The 15,206-nt window shown below is 64.0% G+C and carries 15 protein-coding genes; 7 read left to right on the top strand and 8 right to left on the bottom strand.

The features are described from left to right. Positions 1-69: 69 nt before the first annotated feature. Complete coding sequence (locus HH213_RS11920) at positions 70-1,503, top strand: S41 family peptidase (RefSeq protein ID WP_161055049.1); 1,434 nt, start codon at positions 70-72, stop codon at positions 1,501-1,503. Positions 1,504-1,629: 126 nt separating this feature from the next. Then, on the top strand, positions 1,630-2,751 hold the full coding sequence (locus HH213_RS11915) for a beta-ketoacyl-ACP synthase III (protein WP_110846163.1): 1,122 nt from the start codon (positions 1,630-1,632) through the stop codon (positions 2,749-2,751). Here HH213_RS11915 and HH213_RS11910 read toward each other — a convergent pair. Continuing rightward, positions 2,748-3,278 (bottom strand): FMN-dependent NADH-azoreductase, encoded by a 531-nt coding sequence (locus HH213_RS11910; RefSeq protein WP_169112381.1) that lies wholly within the window; start codon positions 3,276-3,278, stop codon positions 2,748-2,750. The genes HH213_RS11915 and HH213_RS11910 overlap by 4 nt on opposite strands. Further along, entirely contained in the window at positions 3,275-3,694 is a 420-nt protein-coding gene (locus HH213_RS11905; RefSeq protein WP_110846161.1) for a GNAT family N-acetyltransferase, read from the bottom strand. Before HH213_RS11905 ends, HH213_RS11910 begins: the two co-directional genes overlap by 4 nt. A gap of 80 nt (positions 3,695-3,774) precedes the next feature. Between HH213_RS11905 and pdxR the strand changes: the two genes are divergently transcribed. The 4 genes from pdxR (at position 3,775) to HH213_RS11885 (ending at position 8,296) form a co-directional block, all read left to right on the top strand. Next, positions 3,775-5,184: a MocR-like pyridoxine biosynthesis transcription factor PdxR gene (gene pdxR / locus HH213_RS11900; RefSeq protein WP_169112380.1), complete on the top strand. Its 1,410-nt coding sequence runs from the start codon at positions 3,775-3,777 to the stop codon at positions 5,182-5,184. Positions 5,185-5,271: 87 nt separating this feature from the next. Further along, positions 5,272-5,718: a carboxymuconolactone decarboxylase family protein gene (locus HH213_RS11895; protein ID WP_110846159.1), complete on the top strand. Its 447-nt coding sequence runs from the start codon at positions 5,272-5,274 to the stop codon at positions 5,716-5,718. Positions 5,719-5,798: 80 nt separating this feature from the next. Continuing rightward, positions 5,799-7,514 (top strand): cation:proton antiporter domain-containing protein, encoded by a 1,716-nt coding sequence (locus HH213_RS11890; protein ID WP_169112379.1) that lies wholly within the window; start codon positions 5,799-5,801, stop codon positions 7,512-7,514. After that, entirely contained in the window at positions 7,514-8,296 is a 783-nt protein-coding gene (locus HH213_RS11885; protein ID WP_169112378.1) for a substrate-binding periplasmic protein, read from the top strand. Before HH213_RS11890 ends, HH213_RS11885 begins: the two co-directional genes overlap by 1 nt. A 10-nt stretch (positions 8,297-8,306) precedes the next feature. Here HH213_RS11885 and HH213_RS11880 read toward each other — a convergent pair whose 3' ends face one another. After that, positions 8,307-10,352 (bottom strand): NADPH-dependent 2,4-dienoyl-CoA reductase, encoded by a 2,046-nt coding sequence (locus tag HH213_RS11880; protein WP_169112377.1) that lies wholly within the window; start codon positions 10,350-10,352, stop codon positions 8,307-8,309. Between the two features lie 98 nt (positions 10,353-10,450). Between HH213_RS11880 and HH213_RS11875 the strand changes: the two genes are divergently transcribed. Continuing rightward, positions 10,451-11,047 carry an SRPBCC family protein gene (locus HH213_RS11875; protein ID WP_229263405.1) on the top strand — a complete coding sequence of 199 codons (597 nt, stop codon included), beginning with the start codon at positions 10,451-10,453 and terminating at the stop codon, positions 11,045-11,047. A gap of 11 nt (positions 11,048-11,058) precedes the next feature. Here HH213_RS11875 and HH213_RS11870 read toward each other — a convergent pair whose 3' ends face one another. The 5 genes from HH213_RS11870 to HH213_RS11850 all read right to left on the bottom strand — a co-directional run bounded on the left by HH213_RS11870 (position 11,059) and on the right by HH213_RS11850 (position 15,093). Next, positions 11,059-11,511, bottom strand: coding sequence for a hypothetical protein (locus HH213_RS11870; protein ID WP_110846155.1), 453 nt, complete (start codon positions 11,509-11,511; stop codon positions 11,059-11,061). Between the two features lie 20 nt (positions 11,512-11,531). Next, complete coding sequence (locus tag HH213_RS11865; RefSeq protein ID WP_110846669.1) at positions 11,532-11,972, bottom strand: DUF2721 domain-containing protein; 441 nt, start codon at positions 11,970-11,972, stop codon at positions 11,532-11,534. A gap of 69 nt (positions 11,973-12,041) precedes the next feature. Continuing rightward, on the bottom strand, positions 12,042-12,944 hold the full coding sequence (gene pip, locus HH213_RS11860) for a prolyl aminopeptidase (protein WP_169112376.1): 903 nt from the start codon (positions 12,942-12,944) through the stop codon (positions 12,042-12,044). A gap of 159 nt (positions 12,945-13,103) precedes the next feature. Further along, the gene (gene phbB / locus HH213_RS11855; protein ID WP_110846153.1) at positions 13,104-13,844 is read right to left on the bottom strand and encodes an acetoacetyl-CoA reductase; all 741 of its coding nucleotides are present in this window, start codon (positions 13,842-13,844) and stop codon (positions 13,104-13,106) included. A gap of 70 nt (positions 13,845-13,914) precedes the next feature. After that, the gene (locus HH213_RS11850; protein ID WP_110846152.1) at positions 13,915-15,093 is read right to left on the bottom strand and encodes an acetyl-CoA C-acetyltransferase; all 1,179 of its coding nucleotides are present in this window, start codon (positions 15,091-15,093) and stop codon (positions 13,915-13,917) included. Positions 15,094-15,206: the final 113 nt, after the last annotated feature.

Here is a 15,206-nt window from a genome sequence, read left to right as displayed (position 1 = left end):
GCTCGGAATCAGGTTTATACTCAATTCAGCCGCCGCAAATTCGCCGCGGCGATTCAGGACAGGTGAAACATGGGCAAGAAATTAAAGAATTCCGGTCTGGTCGGCCTGGGCGTAGTCGCCGGCGTCGCCATTTCGCTGCAATTTTCCGCCATGGCGCAAAAGCCGGTGGACCCGCCATTGCCGCTGGAAGAGCTGCGCCAGCTGGCCGATGTGTTCGGCCTGATCAAGTCCGACTACGTCGAGCCGGTCGAAGACAAGAAGCTGCTGACCGAAGCCATCTCCGGCATGGTGGCCTCGCTCGACCCGCACTCCGCCTACCTGGACAAGAAAGCCTATGCCGAACTGCGGGAAGGATCGCAGGGCAAGTTCGTCGGTCTCGGCATCGAAATCGGCCAGAGCGAAGATGGCTATATCAAGATCGTCGCGCCGATCGAGGATTCCCCGGCCTGGCGCGCCGGCATCAAGCCGGGCGACCTGATCAGCCGTCTCGACAATATGCAGGTCAAGGGCATGTCGCTGGACGAGTCGGTCAAGAAGATGCGCGGCGAGCCGGGCAGCAAGGTCAGCATGACCATCCTGCGCAAGGATGAGGCCGAGCCGCTGGTGTTCAACATCACGCGCGAGGAAATCCACCAGAAGAGCGTCAAGGGCAAGCTGGTCGAGCCGGGCTATGCCTGGGTGCGCATCTCGCAGTTCCAGGAGCCGACCGTGGACGACATGGCCGCCAAGATCCTCGAACTGTATAAACAGGACCCCAACATCAAGGGCCTGGTGCTGGACCTGCGCAATGATCCGGGCGGCGTGCTGCAAGGCGCGATCGGCGTCGCCGCCGCCTTCCTGCCGAAGGATTCGCCGATTGTGTCGACCAACGGCCAGTTGCCGGATCAGAAACAGATTTTCTACGGCCGTCCCGAATACTACGAACTGCGCGGCGAAAACGACGCGCTGGCCAAGCTGCCGGCCGCGCTGAAAAAAGTGCCAATGGTGGTGCTGGTGAACACCGGCTCGGCCTCGGCCTCGGAAATCGTCGCCGGCGCCTTGCAGGATTACAAACGGGCCGACATCATCGGTTCGCAGACCTTCGGCAAGGGCTCGGTGCAGACCATCCGCCAGCTGACGGCGGACACGGCGGTCAAGCTCACCACGGCGCGCTATTACACGCCAAACGGCCGCTCGATCCAGGCCAAGGGCATCACGCCGGACGTGGCGGTGGATGAAAACGCCGACGGCGACGGCCTCAACGCGCTGCGCACCCGCGAAGCCGACCTCGACAAGCACCTGGTCAACGACAAGGAAGCCGAAGGCGCCAAGGGCAAGCGCGACGAGCTGGAAGAACAGCTGCGCATCGTGGCGCTGGAGAAGAAACGCAAGCCGCTGGAATACGGCAGCGGCGACGACTTCCAGTTGCAGCAGGCGCTGAATCATCTGAAGGGCTTGCCGGTCCAGCTGGCCAAGCAGGGCACCACCGTGGTGTCGGTGGACAGCGCCGCCGCCAAAAAATAAGCCTTACCCCGCACATCGCTGCGGCCAGGGTCAGACCCCGTACGGGGTCTGACCCTTTCGTTTAGGGTTCAGGTAGAATTTGCCTCATTATTGGCATCTGCCATTGCTTAATTTGAAAGTTTAATCATGAAACAAGCCGTCATCAGCGGTACCGGCCTCTTCACGCCAGCGCAGTCGATCAGCAACGAAGAGCTGGTGATCTGCTTCAACACCTACGTCGAACAGTTCAATGCCGACAACGCCGCCGCGATTGCGGACGGCACGGTGACGGCGCTGGAACCGTCCAGCGTGGCCTTCATCGAGAAAGCCTCCGGCATCAAGGCCCGCTATGTAATGGAAAAAGCCGGCATCCTCGATCCAAAGCGCATGGTCTCGCACATCCCCGAGCGCGCCGACGAGGAACTGTCGCTGCAGGCGGAAATCTGCGTCGCCGCCGCCAACCAGGCGCTGGACCGCGCCGGCCGCACTGCCGCCGACATCGACATGGTGCTGGTGGCCTGCTCGAATATGCAGCGCGGCTACCCGGCCATGGCGGTCGAAGTGCAAGGCGCGCTGGGCATCGACGGCTACGGCTTCGATATGAACGTGGCCTGCTCGTCGGCCACTTTCGGCATCCAGCAGGCGGTGGCGGCGGTGCAGAGCGGCCAGGCGCGCGCGGTGCTGGTGCTGAATCCGGAAATCACCTCGGGCCACCTGAACTGGCGCGACCGCGACAGCCACTTCATCTTCGGCGACGCCTGCACGGCGATGGTGATCGAAGCGGCCGACACGGCCAAGGGTACGCACCGCTGGGAAATCCTGGATACCAAGCTGAAGACCAGCTTCTCCAACAACATCCGCAACAACTTCGGCTTCCTCAACCGCTTCGACGAAGCCGGTATCGGCCAGCCGGACAAGCTGTTCCGCCAGCAGGGCCGCAAGGTGTTCAAGGACGTCTGCCCGATGGCGGCCGAGATGATCAAGGACACCGTCGCCCACGCCGGCCTGGAAGTGCCGCAGGTCAAGCGCTTCTGGCTGCATCAGGCCAACCTGAACATGAACCTGCTGATCAGCCGCCTGGTGCTGGGCCGCGACGCCGAGCCGGGCGAAGCACCGGTGATTCTGGACGAATACGCCAACACCTCGTCGGCCGGCTCGATCATCGCCTTCCACAAACACTCCGACGACATGGCGAAAGGCGAGCTGGGCGTCATCTGCTCGTTCGGTGCTGGCTATTCGATCGGCTGCGTGGTAGTCAAGCGCCTCTAAACGAAGTGCAGGTCTTTCAGGCCGATGGTGGTGAGGATGGCGCGCAGATAGGGTTCGAGAAAGTCCGGCTGGCGCGCGCGTTCGCCGCTGCGCGGGCCGCCTGAGCTGACGGCGATGTAGACCGGGCGGTCGGCCAGCGTGCCGATCTTGCCTTCGGGCGTGGCGTTGAAGGTGACGCCGATGCGCACCACGTGATCCAGCCACGCTTTCAGCACCGACGGCACCGTGAAGTTGTGCATCGGCGTGGCGATCACCACCGCGTCCGCCGTCCTCAATTCTTCGATCAGCAGATCCGACCACGCCAGCGACGACAAGCCCTGCGCATGCGGCACGCCACCCGGCAGCCGCGCCAGTGTGCTGGCGTACAGGCTGTCGATATGCGGCAACGGTTCGGCGTACAAATCGCGCGACACCAGTCGTACATCCGGGTGATCGTCCCGCAATTGCGCGATCACCTGCTGCGACAGGCGGTAGCTGGCCGATTCCTCGCGGCGCGCACTGGCGCTGATATGCAATATCGTCCTCATGCAAACACCTTCGCAAAACGTAGCGCACCAGGCAGCAGGCCTTCGCGGAAGTAGAAGCGCTGTGCCAGCACATTGGTCAATCCCGTATCCAGCACCAGCCGGGCGCAGTGCGCCTGCTCGGCAAACGCCGTCAGTTGGCCCAGCAGCAGCGCGCCCCAGCGGCGGCTGCGGTGCCGCTCCGCCGTGATCAGGTCATCCACATACAAAAAGCGGCCGTACACCGTGTTCTCCTGCAGCCGATAGCCGGCCAGCGCCACCACTTCCCCGCCTTCCCAGACCGCCAGGATGCGGTAGCCCTGCTCGCGCTGGCGCAGGATCTGCGCCACAAACGCGTCCTCCGATTGCAGGTGCGGGCGCAACGCCTGCATCACTGGATAGCAGGCGCGCAGCTCTTGTTCCGTCTCGACGATTTTCATGGCATGTCCTTTCAAAGACGCCATCGTAGTCCGGCGATGGCATAATCCACAGAGCCATGAAACGACATACGGAGTAGACCATGGATTTCCTGCAGCTGGACACCAGCGCCGCGGAACCGCTGTACCGCCAAATATACACCCGCTTTCGCAACGCGATCGTGGAAGGCCTGCTGCAGCCCGGCGCCCGCATCCCCGCCGCGCGCGCACTGGCGCTGGAGCTGGGCCTGGCGCGCGGTACGGTGGAATCGGCTTACGGCCTGCTGACGGCGGAAGGCTATGTGGAGGCGCGCGGCCAGGCCGGCACCGTGGTCACGACCGCGCTGGCGCGCCATGCGCCTGCGGCGCCTGTGCCCGCGCCCTCCTCCGCGCCGCCGCACAGCAACCTGGGCGAAGCCGCTTCCTCCACCAGGCCGTTCCAGATGGGAATCCCGGCGCTGGACGCTTTCCCGCGCAAGGTGTGGGCGCGGCTGGCCGCGCGCGCGGTGCGCGCCACACGCCAGGAGGACATGATCTATCCGCCATGGGCCGGCCTGCCCGCACTGCGCACCGCCATCGCCACCTATCTGAAGCTGTCGCGCGGCATCGACTGTACGCCGTCGCAGGTGTTCATCACCAACGGCTACCGCAACAGTATGGAGCTGGTCACGCGCGCGCTGTTGCAGCCCGGCGATGACGTCTGGGTCGAAGACCCCGGCTATCCGCCCACCAGCGACCTGCTGCGCGACGCTGGCCTGACGCCGGTGCCGGTGCCGGTCGACGCGGAAGGCCTGATGGTGGCGCACGGCGTGGCCCGCGCACCGCGCGCCAGGGCCGCCATCGTCACGCCGGCGCATCAAAGTCCGCTATGCGTGTCGCTGTCGCTGCCGCGCCGTCTGGCGCTGCTGGACTGGGCCGCGCGGGCCGGCGCCTGGATCGTCGAGGATGACTATGACGGCGAATACCGCTATGTCGGCCGGCCGCTGCCGGCGCTGAAAAGCCTGGACCGCGACGGCCGCGTGCTGTACTCCGGCACCTTCAGCAAAGTGCTGTTCCCGGCGATCCGGCTGGCCTACCTGGTGGTGCCGCCGGCGCAGGTGGAGCGTTTCGAACACATCACCCGCACCTTCGCCGCCGGCGGTCCGGCGCTGATGCAGGCCATCGTGGCCGACTTCATGCACGAAGGCCACTTCGCCCGCCACATCCAGCGCATGCGGCGCCTGTATGCGGAGCGCCGCCAGCTTACCGCCGACGGCCTGACGGCGGTGCTGGGTAAGCATATGCAGGTTGACCCGCAGCCCGGCGGCATGCACCTGGTGCTGCGCATGAAGGGTCGCCACACCGACCGCGCGCTGGCGGCGCGCATGCTGGAACAGGGCATGTCGGCCCTGGCGCTGTCGCAGCGCGGCGTGCTGCCACACAGCGCCTCGGCGCTGCTGCTGGCCTTTACCAACGTCGATACGCCGGCGCGGGCGAAGGAGCTGGGGCGCCGCATCTTGAAGCTCATGGCCTAATCCAAATGACCATTCATGGCTCTTTTTGAATAGTCCATGGACGCGCACAATGACTCCATCGTCATTCATCATTGAGAGGAAGTCATCATGAGCAAACGTCTGGAAGTATTCAAATTCGCCCCGGAAGCGTACAAAGGCTTCGGCGCCGTCCACGAGTATGTAAAGTCGGCGTTGCCGGCCGAGCTGCTGGAACTGGTCTACCTGCGCATTTCGCTGATCAACGGCTGCGCCTACTGCATCGACATGCACACCCGCGACCTGCTCAAGCAAGGCGTGAAGAGCGACAAGATTGCACTGGTGCCGGTGTGGGACGAAGCGGCCGCCCTGTTCAGCGACAAGGAACAAGCGGCGCTGGCCTGGGCCGAAACCGTCACCCGCGTCGAGCAGACCAAGGTGCCGGACGCCGACTACCAGCAGGCGCTCAAAGTGCTGAGCGAACAGGAGCTGGCCGACATCACCGTCGCCGTGGCGCTGATGAACGCCTACAACCGCTTCGGCGTCAGCCTCCGCATGCAGCCGGCGGCCCTGGCGTAAAAGGCAAGCTTAAGGTTCTGGCAGGGCGAGTATGATAACCTCAGGGTTTCCCTTACCTTTATTGAAGGAACCCCGCACGCATGCCCCACAATATCAGTCTGATTACCACGATCGCCGCCGCTCTGGGAGCTGGTCTCCTGTTCGGTTACATTGCAACGCGCCTCAAGCTGCCGGCGCTGGTGGGTTATCTCGCTGCGGGCATTATCATTGGTCCGGCCACGCCGGGCTACGTGGCGGATGCCGCCCTGGCCGGCCAGCTGGCCGAAATCGGCGTGATGCTGATGATGTTCGGCGTCGGCCTGCACTTCTCGCTCGACGACCTGTGGGACGTGCGCAAGGTGGCGCTGCCCGGCGCCGTGCTGCAGATCGCCGTCGCCACCGCGCTTGGCATGGGGCTGGCCCACTTCTGGGGCTGGACCATCGGCGGCGGCCTGGTATTCGGCCTGGCGCTGTCCGTGGCCAGCACGGTGGTGCTGCTGCGCGCGCTGGAAGAACGCGGCATTCTCGATAGCTTCAACGGCCGCATCGCGGTCGGCTGGCTGGTGGTGGAAGACCTGGTCACCGTATTGGTGCTGGTGTTGCTGCCGGCGCTGGCCGGCTCGCTCGGCGGCGAAGTGCCCGACGCCGGCCATGGCGCCGCCGACGGCAACCTGTGGACCACGCTGGCCATCACCCTCGGCCAGGTCGCCGCCTTCATCGTGCTGATGCTGGTGGTGGGCCGCAAACTGTTCCCGTGGATACTGTGGCAAGTGGCGCGCACCGGCTCGCGCGAGCTGTTCACGCTGTGCGTGATCGCTGCCGCCGTCGGCATCGCCTACGCCTCGACCCACTATTTCGGCGTGTCGTTCGCGCTGGGCTCCTTCTTCGCCGGCATGGTGCTGCGTGAATCGGCGCTGGCGCACCGCGCCGCCGAGGAATCGCTGCCGCTGCGCGACGCGTTCGCGGTGCTGTTCTTCGTTTCGGTCGGCATGCTGTTTGAACCCTCGATCCTGACCGAGCAGCCGCTCAAGCTGCTGGCGGTGGTGGCCATCATCATCGTCGGCAAATCGGTGGCGGCCTTCCTGCTGGTGCTGCTGCTGCGTTATCCGGCCAAGACAGCACTGATGGTGTCGGCCAGCCTGGCGCAGATTGGCGAGTTCTCCTTTATCCTGGCCGCGCTGGGCGTGTCGCTGAAACTGATGCCGGTGGAGGGTCAGAGCCTGATCCTGGCCGGCGCCATCATTTCGATCGCCCTGAACCCGGTGGTGTTCCGCATCACCCAGCCGCTGCAGCGCTGGTTGAGCAGGGACCACGGCCTGGCCGCCAAATTCGACCGCACCGCCGACCCGCTGGCCGAGCTGCCGATGAACGTGCCGCACGAGCACCTGCGCAACCAGGTGGTACTGGTCGGTTACGGCCGCGTAGGCCGCCGCATTGCCGCCTCGCTGAAGGAGCAAGGCATCCCTTACGTGGTGGCGGAGCAGAACCGCGAAGTGGTCGACCAGCTGCGCAAGGAAGGCACGCCGGCGGTGGCCGGCAATGCCGGTGAGCCGGCGGTGCTGATCCAGGCTCACATCGCCCATGCGGCGATGCTGGTAATCGCCACGCCGGATACCTTCCACGTGCGCGCCATGATCGAAACCGCGCGCGCGCTCAACCCCGGCATCAAGACTGTGGTGCGCACCCATAACGACGCCGAGGCCGACCTGCTGCGCAGCGAACGCGCCGGCGAAATCTTCATGGGCGAGCAGGAACTGGCCAAGGGCATGACCACTTACGTGATAGACACGCTCAAGAAAACCGACCACGCGCACTGATGAAAAAAACTGTATTTGCCTTGTTGGTGTGCACCGTCCTGAGTGCGGTGACGCCAGCCCAATCGGCCACCCAGTCCGATGAACGGCCGGAGATCCCGGTCTTCATCCCCGAGCAGCTGGAACCGAACGGCCAGCCGTCCGCAGGCATGCTGACCATGCGCGGTCTGATCGATCTGCTGGCGGCTGAATCGGGACTGAAGCTGGTGGTGCATCCCTATCCGTGGCGCCGCGCGCAGATGAAGGCGAAGAAAGGCGAAGGCCTGCTGTTCGGCGCCGCCGAAACGCCGGAACGCCTCCCCTTCTTCAGCTTCACCAAGCCGCTGTATGAGGTCAACCAGTGGCTGGTGACGACGGCGCAGCGGCCGATCGATTTCCGCAGCTGGGAAGACTTGCGCGGCAAGGTGATCTCGATTACCAGCGGCGCCCAGTTCGGCCCCGAGTTCGAGGCCCAGCGCGGCAAGACTTTTACTGTCGAGGAAAACGCCATCACGCTCGCGAGCCGCTTCAAGATGCTCGACAACGGCCGCGTGGATGCGGTTCTGGTCGATAACAACCGCACCCCGCAGCAGCTGGAAGCGCGCCTGAATTGCCTGTTCCCCGGCACCAGCAAATGGGCAGTGACGGCGCGCCCGGTCAACGCCGAACCGGCGGTGATCGCGGTGCCGAAAGCCTCGTCCTTCAACAGCTATATACTGCAGATGAACGAGGCGATCGATCGCCTGAGCAAGACGCACGCGGTGCTGAAGTACCTGGCCAAGCGCAGCGCCGAGATCACCTGCTAGCTGTGCGCTGCTACAGCGCCGCAGCCAGCTCGGCGCCTTCCTTGATGGCGCGCTTGGCGTCCAGTTCCGCCGCCAGCGCGGCGCCGCCGATTTTGTGGAAGCGCGGCCATGACGCGTTGGCCTTGGCTTCTTCCGCGCTCGGCATCAGCTCCACCAGGCTGTCCTGACCGGCGCAGATCACCACGTTATCCACCGACAGCAGGCGCTGCTCGCCGCCCACCGTGATGTGCAGCCCCTGGTCGTCGATGCGGTCATACTGCACGCCGCCCAGCATCACCACGCCATTGCGCGCCAGCACCGCACGGTGCACCCAGCCCGACGTCTTGCCCAGGCCAGCGCCCAGGCGCGAGGTCTTGCGCTGCAACAGATACAGCTGGCGCACCGGCTCCGGCTGCGCCACCGGCACCAGGCCGCCCGGCGTATCGCCCTTCATGCTGACGCCCCACTCCCTGGCCCAGACATCCAGCGCCAGCGGCAGCGGATATTTAGGATCGTGCAGCAGATATTCGCCCATATCGAAACCGATGCCGCCGGCGCCGATGATCGCCACGCGCTTGCCCACCGGCGCCTTGTCGCGCAACACGTCCAGGTAGGACAGCACCTTCGGATGATCGATGCCGGCTATCGGCGGCATGCGCACCTTGATGCCGGTGGCGACGATCACGTCGTCATAGCCGCCGGCCAGCAGTTGCTCGCGCGTGACGCGCGTGTTCAGTTGCAGCTTGACGCCGGTGACCTCGATCTGGCGCCCGAAGTAGCGGATGGTCTCGGCAAATTCTTCCTTGCCCGGCACCTGCATGGCGATCTTGAACTGGCCGCCGATGCTGTCGGCGCCATCGAACAAGGTCACATCGTGCCCGCATTGCGCCGCCACCGTGGCCGCCGACATGCCGGCCGGCCCGGCGCCCACCACCGCCACGCGGCGCTTCTTCGCGGCCGGCGCGTACACCAGTTCCGTCTCGTGACAGGCGCGCGGATTGACCAGACAGCTGGCGCGCTTGCGTGAGAAGGTGTGATCCAGGCAGGCCTGGTTGCAGCCGATGCAGGTGTTGATTTCGTCGACGCGGCCCTCGGCGGCTTTCACCACGAAATGCGAGTCGGCCAGGAACGGACGCGCCATGGAAATCATGTCCGCCTCGCCGCGCTGCAGAATGCCTTCCGCCTCGGCCGGCATGTTGATGCGGTTGGAGGCCACCACCGGAATCGTCACCTCCAGCCGCAGGCGGCCCGCCAGGCTGGCGAAGGCACCGCGCGGCACCGAGGTGACGATGGTCGGCACGCGCGCTTCGTGCCAGCCGTAGCCGGTGTTCAGGATCGACACGCCGGCCTGCTGCAACGCCTTGGCCACCGCCACCACATCGTCCCAGGTATTTCCGCCTTCGACCAAGTCCAGCAGCGAATGGCGGTACATGATGATGAAGTCATTGCCGACTTCCGCGCGGATGCGCTTGACGATTTCCACCGACAGCCGCATGCGGCTCTCGATGCTGCCGCCCCAGCGGTCGGTGCGCAGGTTGGTGCGCGCGCACAGGAACTGGTTCAGCAGATAGCCTTCGCTGCCCATCACCTCGACGCCGTCGTAGCCGGCCTCGCGCGCCAACTTGGCGCAGCGGGCGTAATCGCGGATGGTGTCCTCGATGCCGGCCTCGGTCAGCGCGCGCGGCTTGAACGGCGAGATCGGCGATTTCTTGTCGGAGGCCGACACCACCAGCGGCTGATAGCCATAGCGGCCGGCATGCAAAATCTGCATCAAGATCTTGCCGCCCTCCTCGTGCACCGCCTTGGTCACGCGCCGGTGGTTGATCACATCGCCCTTGAAGTTGAGCGTGCCGCCAAACGGCAGCAGCCAGCCGGACCGGTTGGGAGAGATGCCGCCGGTGACGATCAGACCGACGCCTCCACGCGCGCGTTCACGATAGAATGCGGCCAGTTTGCCGTAGTTGTAGAAGCGGTCTTCGAGACCGGTATGCATCGATCCCATCACGACGCGGTTGCGCAGCGTCGTGTGACCAAGATCGAGAGGCGCCAGCAGGTGGGGGTATGGTGTCGTTTTCATAATGCCCGCATTAAATCCGAATTCTCTAGACCTGGGCTACTAAAAAGTCCGTGCGTGCTGCGCTTGTATTCTGCCACCCTTTACCGTACGCTGGACGCATGATGCGATTCCTTGTGTTTTTGTTGTTGGGTGTGACCGCCCCGGTGATGGCGCAAGCACCAAAGCTTGAATTGCCAAAACTGGAAGTATCGGTCAACCGCGTCGACCATGACGGCCAACATATGTATGAAGTGGACGCCACCGGCACGGTGGCCGCGCCACTGCCCAAGGTATGGCGCATCCTCACCGGCTACGACCGCATGGCGGAATTCGTGCCGGACATGGAATCGTCCAAGGTGTTGTCGCGCAATGGCGGTGAGGTGATCATCGAGCAATTCGGCGTGGCGCGCTTCCTATTCATGAGCCGCACCATCCACCTGATTGTGCGCGCGGTCGAACAGCCGATGTCGTCGATCGACATTTCGCTGATCTCCGGCGACATGAAGCACTATGAATCGCGCTGGGAGCTGGTGCCGGTGCCGGAAACCGGCGGCACCAAAATCGTCTATCACGGCAAGCTGCTGCCGAACTTCTACGTCCCCAGCCTGCTCGGCTCCAAAATGGTCCGCAACGACATCGAACGCATGATGAACGCCGTGCTGGCGCGCCTGGACCGCCGCGACGCGCCGAAAGTCGAAGCGATCCCGCAGCCTTGAGCGCTCGCTGCTTAAGCGAGGTAGGTGTCCTGCGAACGCAGTTCGGCGAAGTTTTCCAGGCTGCCGATCTTGATCAGCACCGGATTCAGGCTCAGTTGCGCCTGCATCGCGCGCCAGGCGAACTGCCACTCCTGCTCCTGCGCCTCGGCGGCGGTCTTGGTGAAGGCCGCGCCCAGCGCCGCGCGCGTGCCGTATTCGACGGCGCCGTCAATCCCGGCCCAGCTAGGCAAGGCGCGCTGCACCGCGCGGTGCAGGCGTTCGCCGAATTCTTCGGTGTTGTGGACGATCAGGCAGGCGTCCGACGAGAACAGTTCGAACAGTTTGCTGTCCCAGACCTGGGAAAAACTCAGCGTCAGGCAGTTGGAGGCGGGACGGAGGATGAACTGGCCCTGGGTCAATGCCAGTTCCAGGTCTTCGCGCACGCCGTAGCGGTACAGGGTGGGCGGGCGTTGATAGTCGTGCATGATGTTCTCACAAAAAAAGTTTAACGCTTGCGGCGGATGTGGCGCTGGGATCGCATCCACGCCGACGCAATAAAGATTTCGCGCAGCAGCGAAACGAAGCTGCCGACCAGGCACACCACGGCCACCACAAAGGTGCCGGCGATGTACTTGTCGAGGCTGAGGTTGGTGATATCGCCGAGGAACAGCATGGCGACGATGACGCACACAAACAGCCCGCACGCGGTCGACAGGAAGATCGACATGTTGATCAGGTGCGAACGGCCGTACAGCACATCCAGTTCATTCAGATAGGGATCGCTGTAGGCGACGTCGAGCCGGTCTTCCAGCACGCGCGAGCGGTCGATGATGCGCGCCAGCCGGTTGGTGAGCACGATCAGGTTGGTGCACACGCCCGACAGTAGGAATACCGGCGCAATCGCCAGCTGGATGATGTGACCAATGTCCCCGGTCTGGATATTCATGATGGCCATACAATTTATTCTTATTGATTAGTCTACAGTGTAGCAGCCCGCGTCTCCAGCGGGCTGATTTCAGGCGAACGCGCGCTTGCGCTTGAACTGTTCGGTGGCGGTGACCAGCGCCTGGGCAATGCCTTTTTCCATGGCGGCATGGCCGGCGTCCGGGATCATGTGCAGCACCGAGCCGGGCCAGGCCTGATGCAGCCGCCAGGCCGACACCGGCGGGCAGATCACGTCGTAGCGGCCCTGCACGATCGCCACCGGCAGGTGGGCGATGCGGCTGACGTTGCGCACCAGCTGGTCGTCGCTGAAGAAGCCGAGGTTGGCCATGTAGTGCGATTCCAGGCGTCCGATGCCCAGGTCCAGCGCATCGGACGGCGCGTCGTCCGGCTGCGGCAGCAGGAACACGCGACGGCCTTCGAAGCGGCTCCAGGCGCGCACCGCCGGCCAGTGCACGGCCGGGTCGTCACTCATGATGCGCTGCACGTAGGCTTGCAGCAGGTTGCCGCGTTCGGCTTCGGGAATCGGCGCGATGAATTCGGCGTGGATTTCAGGATGGAACCACTGGGCGCCGTCGAGGAACCAGTCGATTTCCTGTTGCGTGCACAGGAAGATGCCGCGCAGCACGAAGCCGAGGCAGCGTTCCGGATGCGCTTCGCCGTAGGCCAGCGCCAGCGTCGAACCCCACGAGCCGCCGAACACTAACCATTGCTCGATGCCGGCCATCACGCGCAGGCGTTCGATGTCCTCGATCAGCAGCTGGGTGGTGTTGTTGCGGCACTCGCCCACCGGCGTCGACTTGCCGGCGCCGCGCTGGTCGAACAGGATCACGCGGTATTGCTCGGGATCGAAGAAGCGGCGGTGCGCCGGCGACAGCCCGGCGCCGGGACCGCCATGCAGGAAGATCACCGGGATGCCGTCCGGATTGCCGACTTCTTCCCAGTAAATGGTGTGCAGCTCGTCGACCGCCAGCATGCCGTGACGGGACGGCGTAATCGGCGGAAACAGGGGGAGGCAGGGTCAAACATGGAGGCGGTCCTTTGGCTGTGATAGCCAGATTGTACCGCCAACCCACAATACAGCGAAAAGGGCCTGACCCCGTACGGGGTCAGACCCTCGTGTCCGCTTTGCGGGTCAGGACATATGCTGGCCGCCGTTGATGGCGATATTGGCGCCGGTCACGAACGCCGCTTCATCGGACGACAGGTAAGCCACCAGGCCCGCCACCTCGTCCGGCTTGCCCAGACGGCCCATCGGAATCTGCGGGATGATTTTGCTGTCCAGCACATCCTGCGGAATCTCCATCACCATCTTGGTGCCGATGTAGCCCGGCGAGATGGTGTTGACGGTCACGCCTTTTTTGGCCACTTCCAGCGCCAGCGCCTTGGTGAAACCGTGCATGCCGGCCTTGGCCGCCGAATAGTTGGTCTGGCCGAACGCGCCCTTCTGGCCGTTGACCGACGAAATATTGATGATGCGGCCCCAGCCGCGCTCGATCATGCCGTCGCACACCGGCTTGGTCATATTGAACACGGAATCCAGGTTGGTCTTCATGACCGCGTCCCAGTTCACCTTGTCCATCTTCTTGAAGGTCATATCGCGCGTGATGCCGGCGTTGTTGATCAGGATATCGACCGGGCCGATGTCTTTCTCGATTGCCGCGATGCAGGCCTGGGCTGAGTCGAAGTCCGACACGTCGCATGGATAGGCGCGGAAGTTATAGCCCTGGTCGCGGGTCGTGGCCAGCCACTGTTCGACCTTCGGATTGCCCGGGGAATACGTGGTGACCACGCAATAGCCCAAGGCCGACAGCTTATAACTGATTGCTTCGCCCAGACCGCCCATGCCACCGGTTACCAATGCTACTCTTGCCATAATTGTCCCCTCGTTTGATGCCAACATTCGAAGTTGGCCCGGCCTGGGGCCGGGCCGCTGTTTTTATAAATTAAGCGCGTTCAATCGCCAGCGCCACGCCCATGCCGCCGCCGATGCACAGCGAGGCCAGGCCTTTTTTGGCGTCACGACGAATCATTTCGTGAATCAGCGTCACCAGGATACGGGCGCCGGACGCGCCGATCGGGTGGCCAATGGCGATCGCGCCACCGTTGACGTTGATCTTGCTGGTATCCCAGCCCATTTCCTTGTTGACCGCCACTGCCTGTGCGGCGAAGGCTTCGTTGATTTCCAGCAGGTCCAGATCATCCGGCGTCCAGCCGGCTTTTTTCAGGCACAGCTTGGTCGCGGTGACCGGGCCCATACCCATGAAGGCCGGGTCCAGGCCGGACGACGCATAGGCCTTGATCTTGGCCAGCACCGGCAGGCCCAGCTCCTTGGCCTTGCTGGCGGTGGTCATGATGACGGCGGCGGCGCCGTCGTTCAGACCGGACGCATTGCCGGCGGTGACGGTGCCATCCTTGGCGAAGGCCGGACGCAGGCCGGCCAAGCCTTCCAACGTTGAACCTGGCTTGATGTACTCATCGCTGTCGAAGACGAAGCTGCCTTTCTTCTGGACGATTTCCAGCGGCAGGATTTCATCTTTGAACTTGCCTTCTTTTTGCGCGGCTTCCGCCTTCAGCTGCGATTGCAACGCGAATTCGTCCTGCTCGGCGCGCGAAATCTCGTATTTCTTGGCGACGTTTTCGGCAGTCGTGCCCATGTGGTACTGGTTGAACGCATCCCACAGGCCGTCGACGATCATGCTGTCGATCATCTTGATGTCGCCCATGCGGAAGCCGTCGCGCGAGCCCGGCAGCACGTGCGGTGCGGCGCTCATGTTTTCCTGGCCGCCGGCGATGATGATTTGCGAGTCGCCCGCCTTCAGCGCTTGCGCCGCCAGGTGGGTGGCCTTCAGGCCGGAGCCGCAGACGTGGTTGATGGTAAAGCCGGGAATCGTGTTCGGCAGGCCGGCCTTGATCACGGCCTGGCGCGCCGGATTCTGGCCGACGCCGGCGGTCAGCACCTGGCCGAGGATGGCTTCGCTGATCAGGTTAGGATCGATACCGCTTTTGGCCAGCAGGCCCTTGATCACATGCGCGCCCAGGTCGGCGGCCGGGGTCTTGGCCAGGCTGCCGCCAAATTTACCCACGCCGGTGCGGCCAGCGGCAACGATAACTACATCATCCATTTGATTCTCCAATGCGCCAGCCGGGGCCGGCTAAGTTGAGCAACAACGCGAACTTTTATCATACGCTGTCCACTTGCTAGCCGTGGCAGGTTTCAATGCTGCGCTGCCGCGAG

Origin of the sequence: Duganella dendranthematis (assembly GCF_012849375.1) — a bacterium.
Taxonomy (GTDB): domain Bacteria; phylum Pseudomonadota; class Gammaproteobacteria; order Burkholderiales; family Burkholderiaceae_D; genus Rugamonas; species Rugamonas dendranthematis.
Note: the sequence above shows the minus strand (reverse complement) of the source record. Positions and strands in the feature narration are given on the sequence as shown.

Bases quoted from the DNA above. Each gene is read 5' to 3' on its own strand.
- HH213_RS11850 (WP_110846152.1), bottom strand. From the start codon at position 15,093: ATGGATGATGTAGTTATCGTTGCCGCTGGCCGCACCGGCGTGGGTAAA.
- HH213_RS11890 (WP_169112379.1), top strand. From the start codon at position 5,799: ATGCCCCACAATATCAGTCTGATTACCACGATCGCCGCCGCTCTGGGA.
- HH213_RS11880 (WP_169112377.1), bottom strand. From the start codon at position 10,352: ATGAAAACGACACCATACCCCCACCTGCTGGCGCCTCTCGATCTTGGT.
- HH213_RS11905 (WP_110846161.1), bottom strand. From the start codon at position 3,694: ATGAAAATCGTCGAGACGGAACAAGAGCTGCGCGCCTGCTATCCAGTG.
- HH213_RS11885 (WP_169112378.1), top strand. From the start codon at position 7,514: ATGAAAAAAACTGTATTTGCCTTGTTGGTGTGCACCGTCCTGAGTGCG.
- HH213_RS11895 (WP_110846159.1), top strand. From the start codon at position 5,272: ATGAGCAAACGTCTGGAAGTATTCAAATTCGCCCCGGAAGCGTACAAA.
- HH213_RS11865 (WP_110846669.1), bottom strand. From the start codon at position 11,972: ATGAATATCCAGACCGGGGACATTGGTCACATCATCCAGCTGGCGATT.
- HH213_RS11910 (WP_169112381.1), bottom strand. From the start codon at position 3,278: ATGAGGACGATATTGCATATCAGCGCCAGTGCGCGCCGCGAGGAATCG.
- phbB (WP_110846153.1), bottom strand. From the start codon at position 13,844: ATGGCAAGAGTAGCATTGGTAACCGGTGGCATGGGCGGTCTGGGCGAA.
- HH213_RS11870 (WP_110846155.1), bottom strand. From the start codon at position 11,511: ATGCACGACTATCAACGCCCGCCCACCCTGTACCGCTACGGCGTGCGC.
- HH213_RS11875 (WP_229263405.1), top strand. From the start codon at position 10,451: ATGATGCGATTCCTTGTGTTTTTGTTGTTGGGTGTGACCGCCCCGGTG.
- pip (WP_169112376.1), bottom strand. From the start codon at position 12,944: ATGCTGGCGGTCGACGAGCTGCACACCATTTACTGGGAAGAAGTCGGC.
- HH213_RS11915 (WP_110846163.1), top strand. From the start codon at position 1,630: ATGAAACAAGCCGTCATCAGCGGTACCGGCCTCTTCACGCCAGCGCAG.
- HH213_RS11920 (WP_161055049.1), top strand. From the start codon at position 70: ATGGGCAAGAAATTAAAGAATTCCGGTCTGGTCGGCCTGGGCGTAGTC.
- pdxR (WP_169112380.1), top strand. From the start codon at position 3,775: ATGGATTTCCTGCAGCTGGACACCAGCGCCGCGGAACCGCTGTACCGC.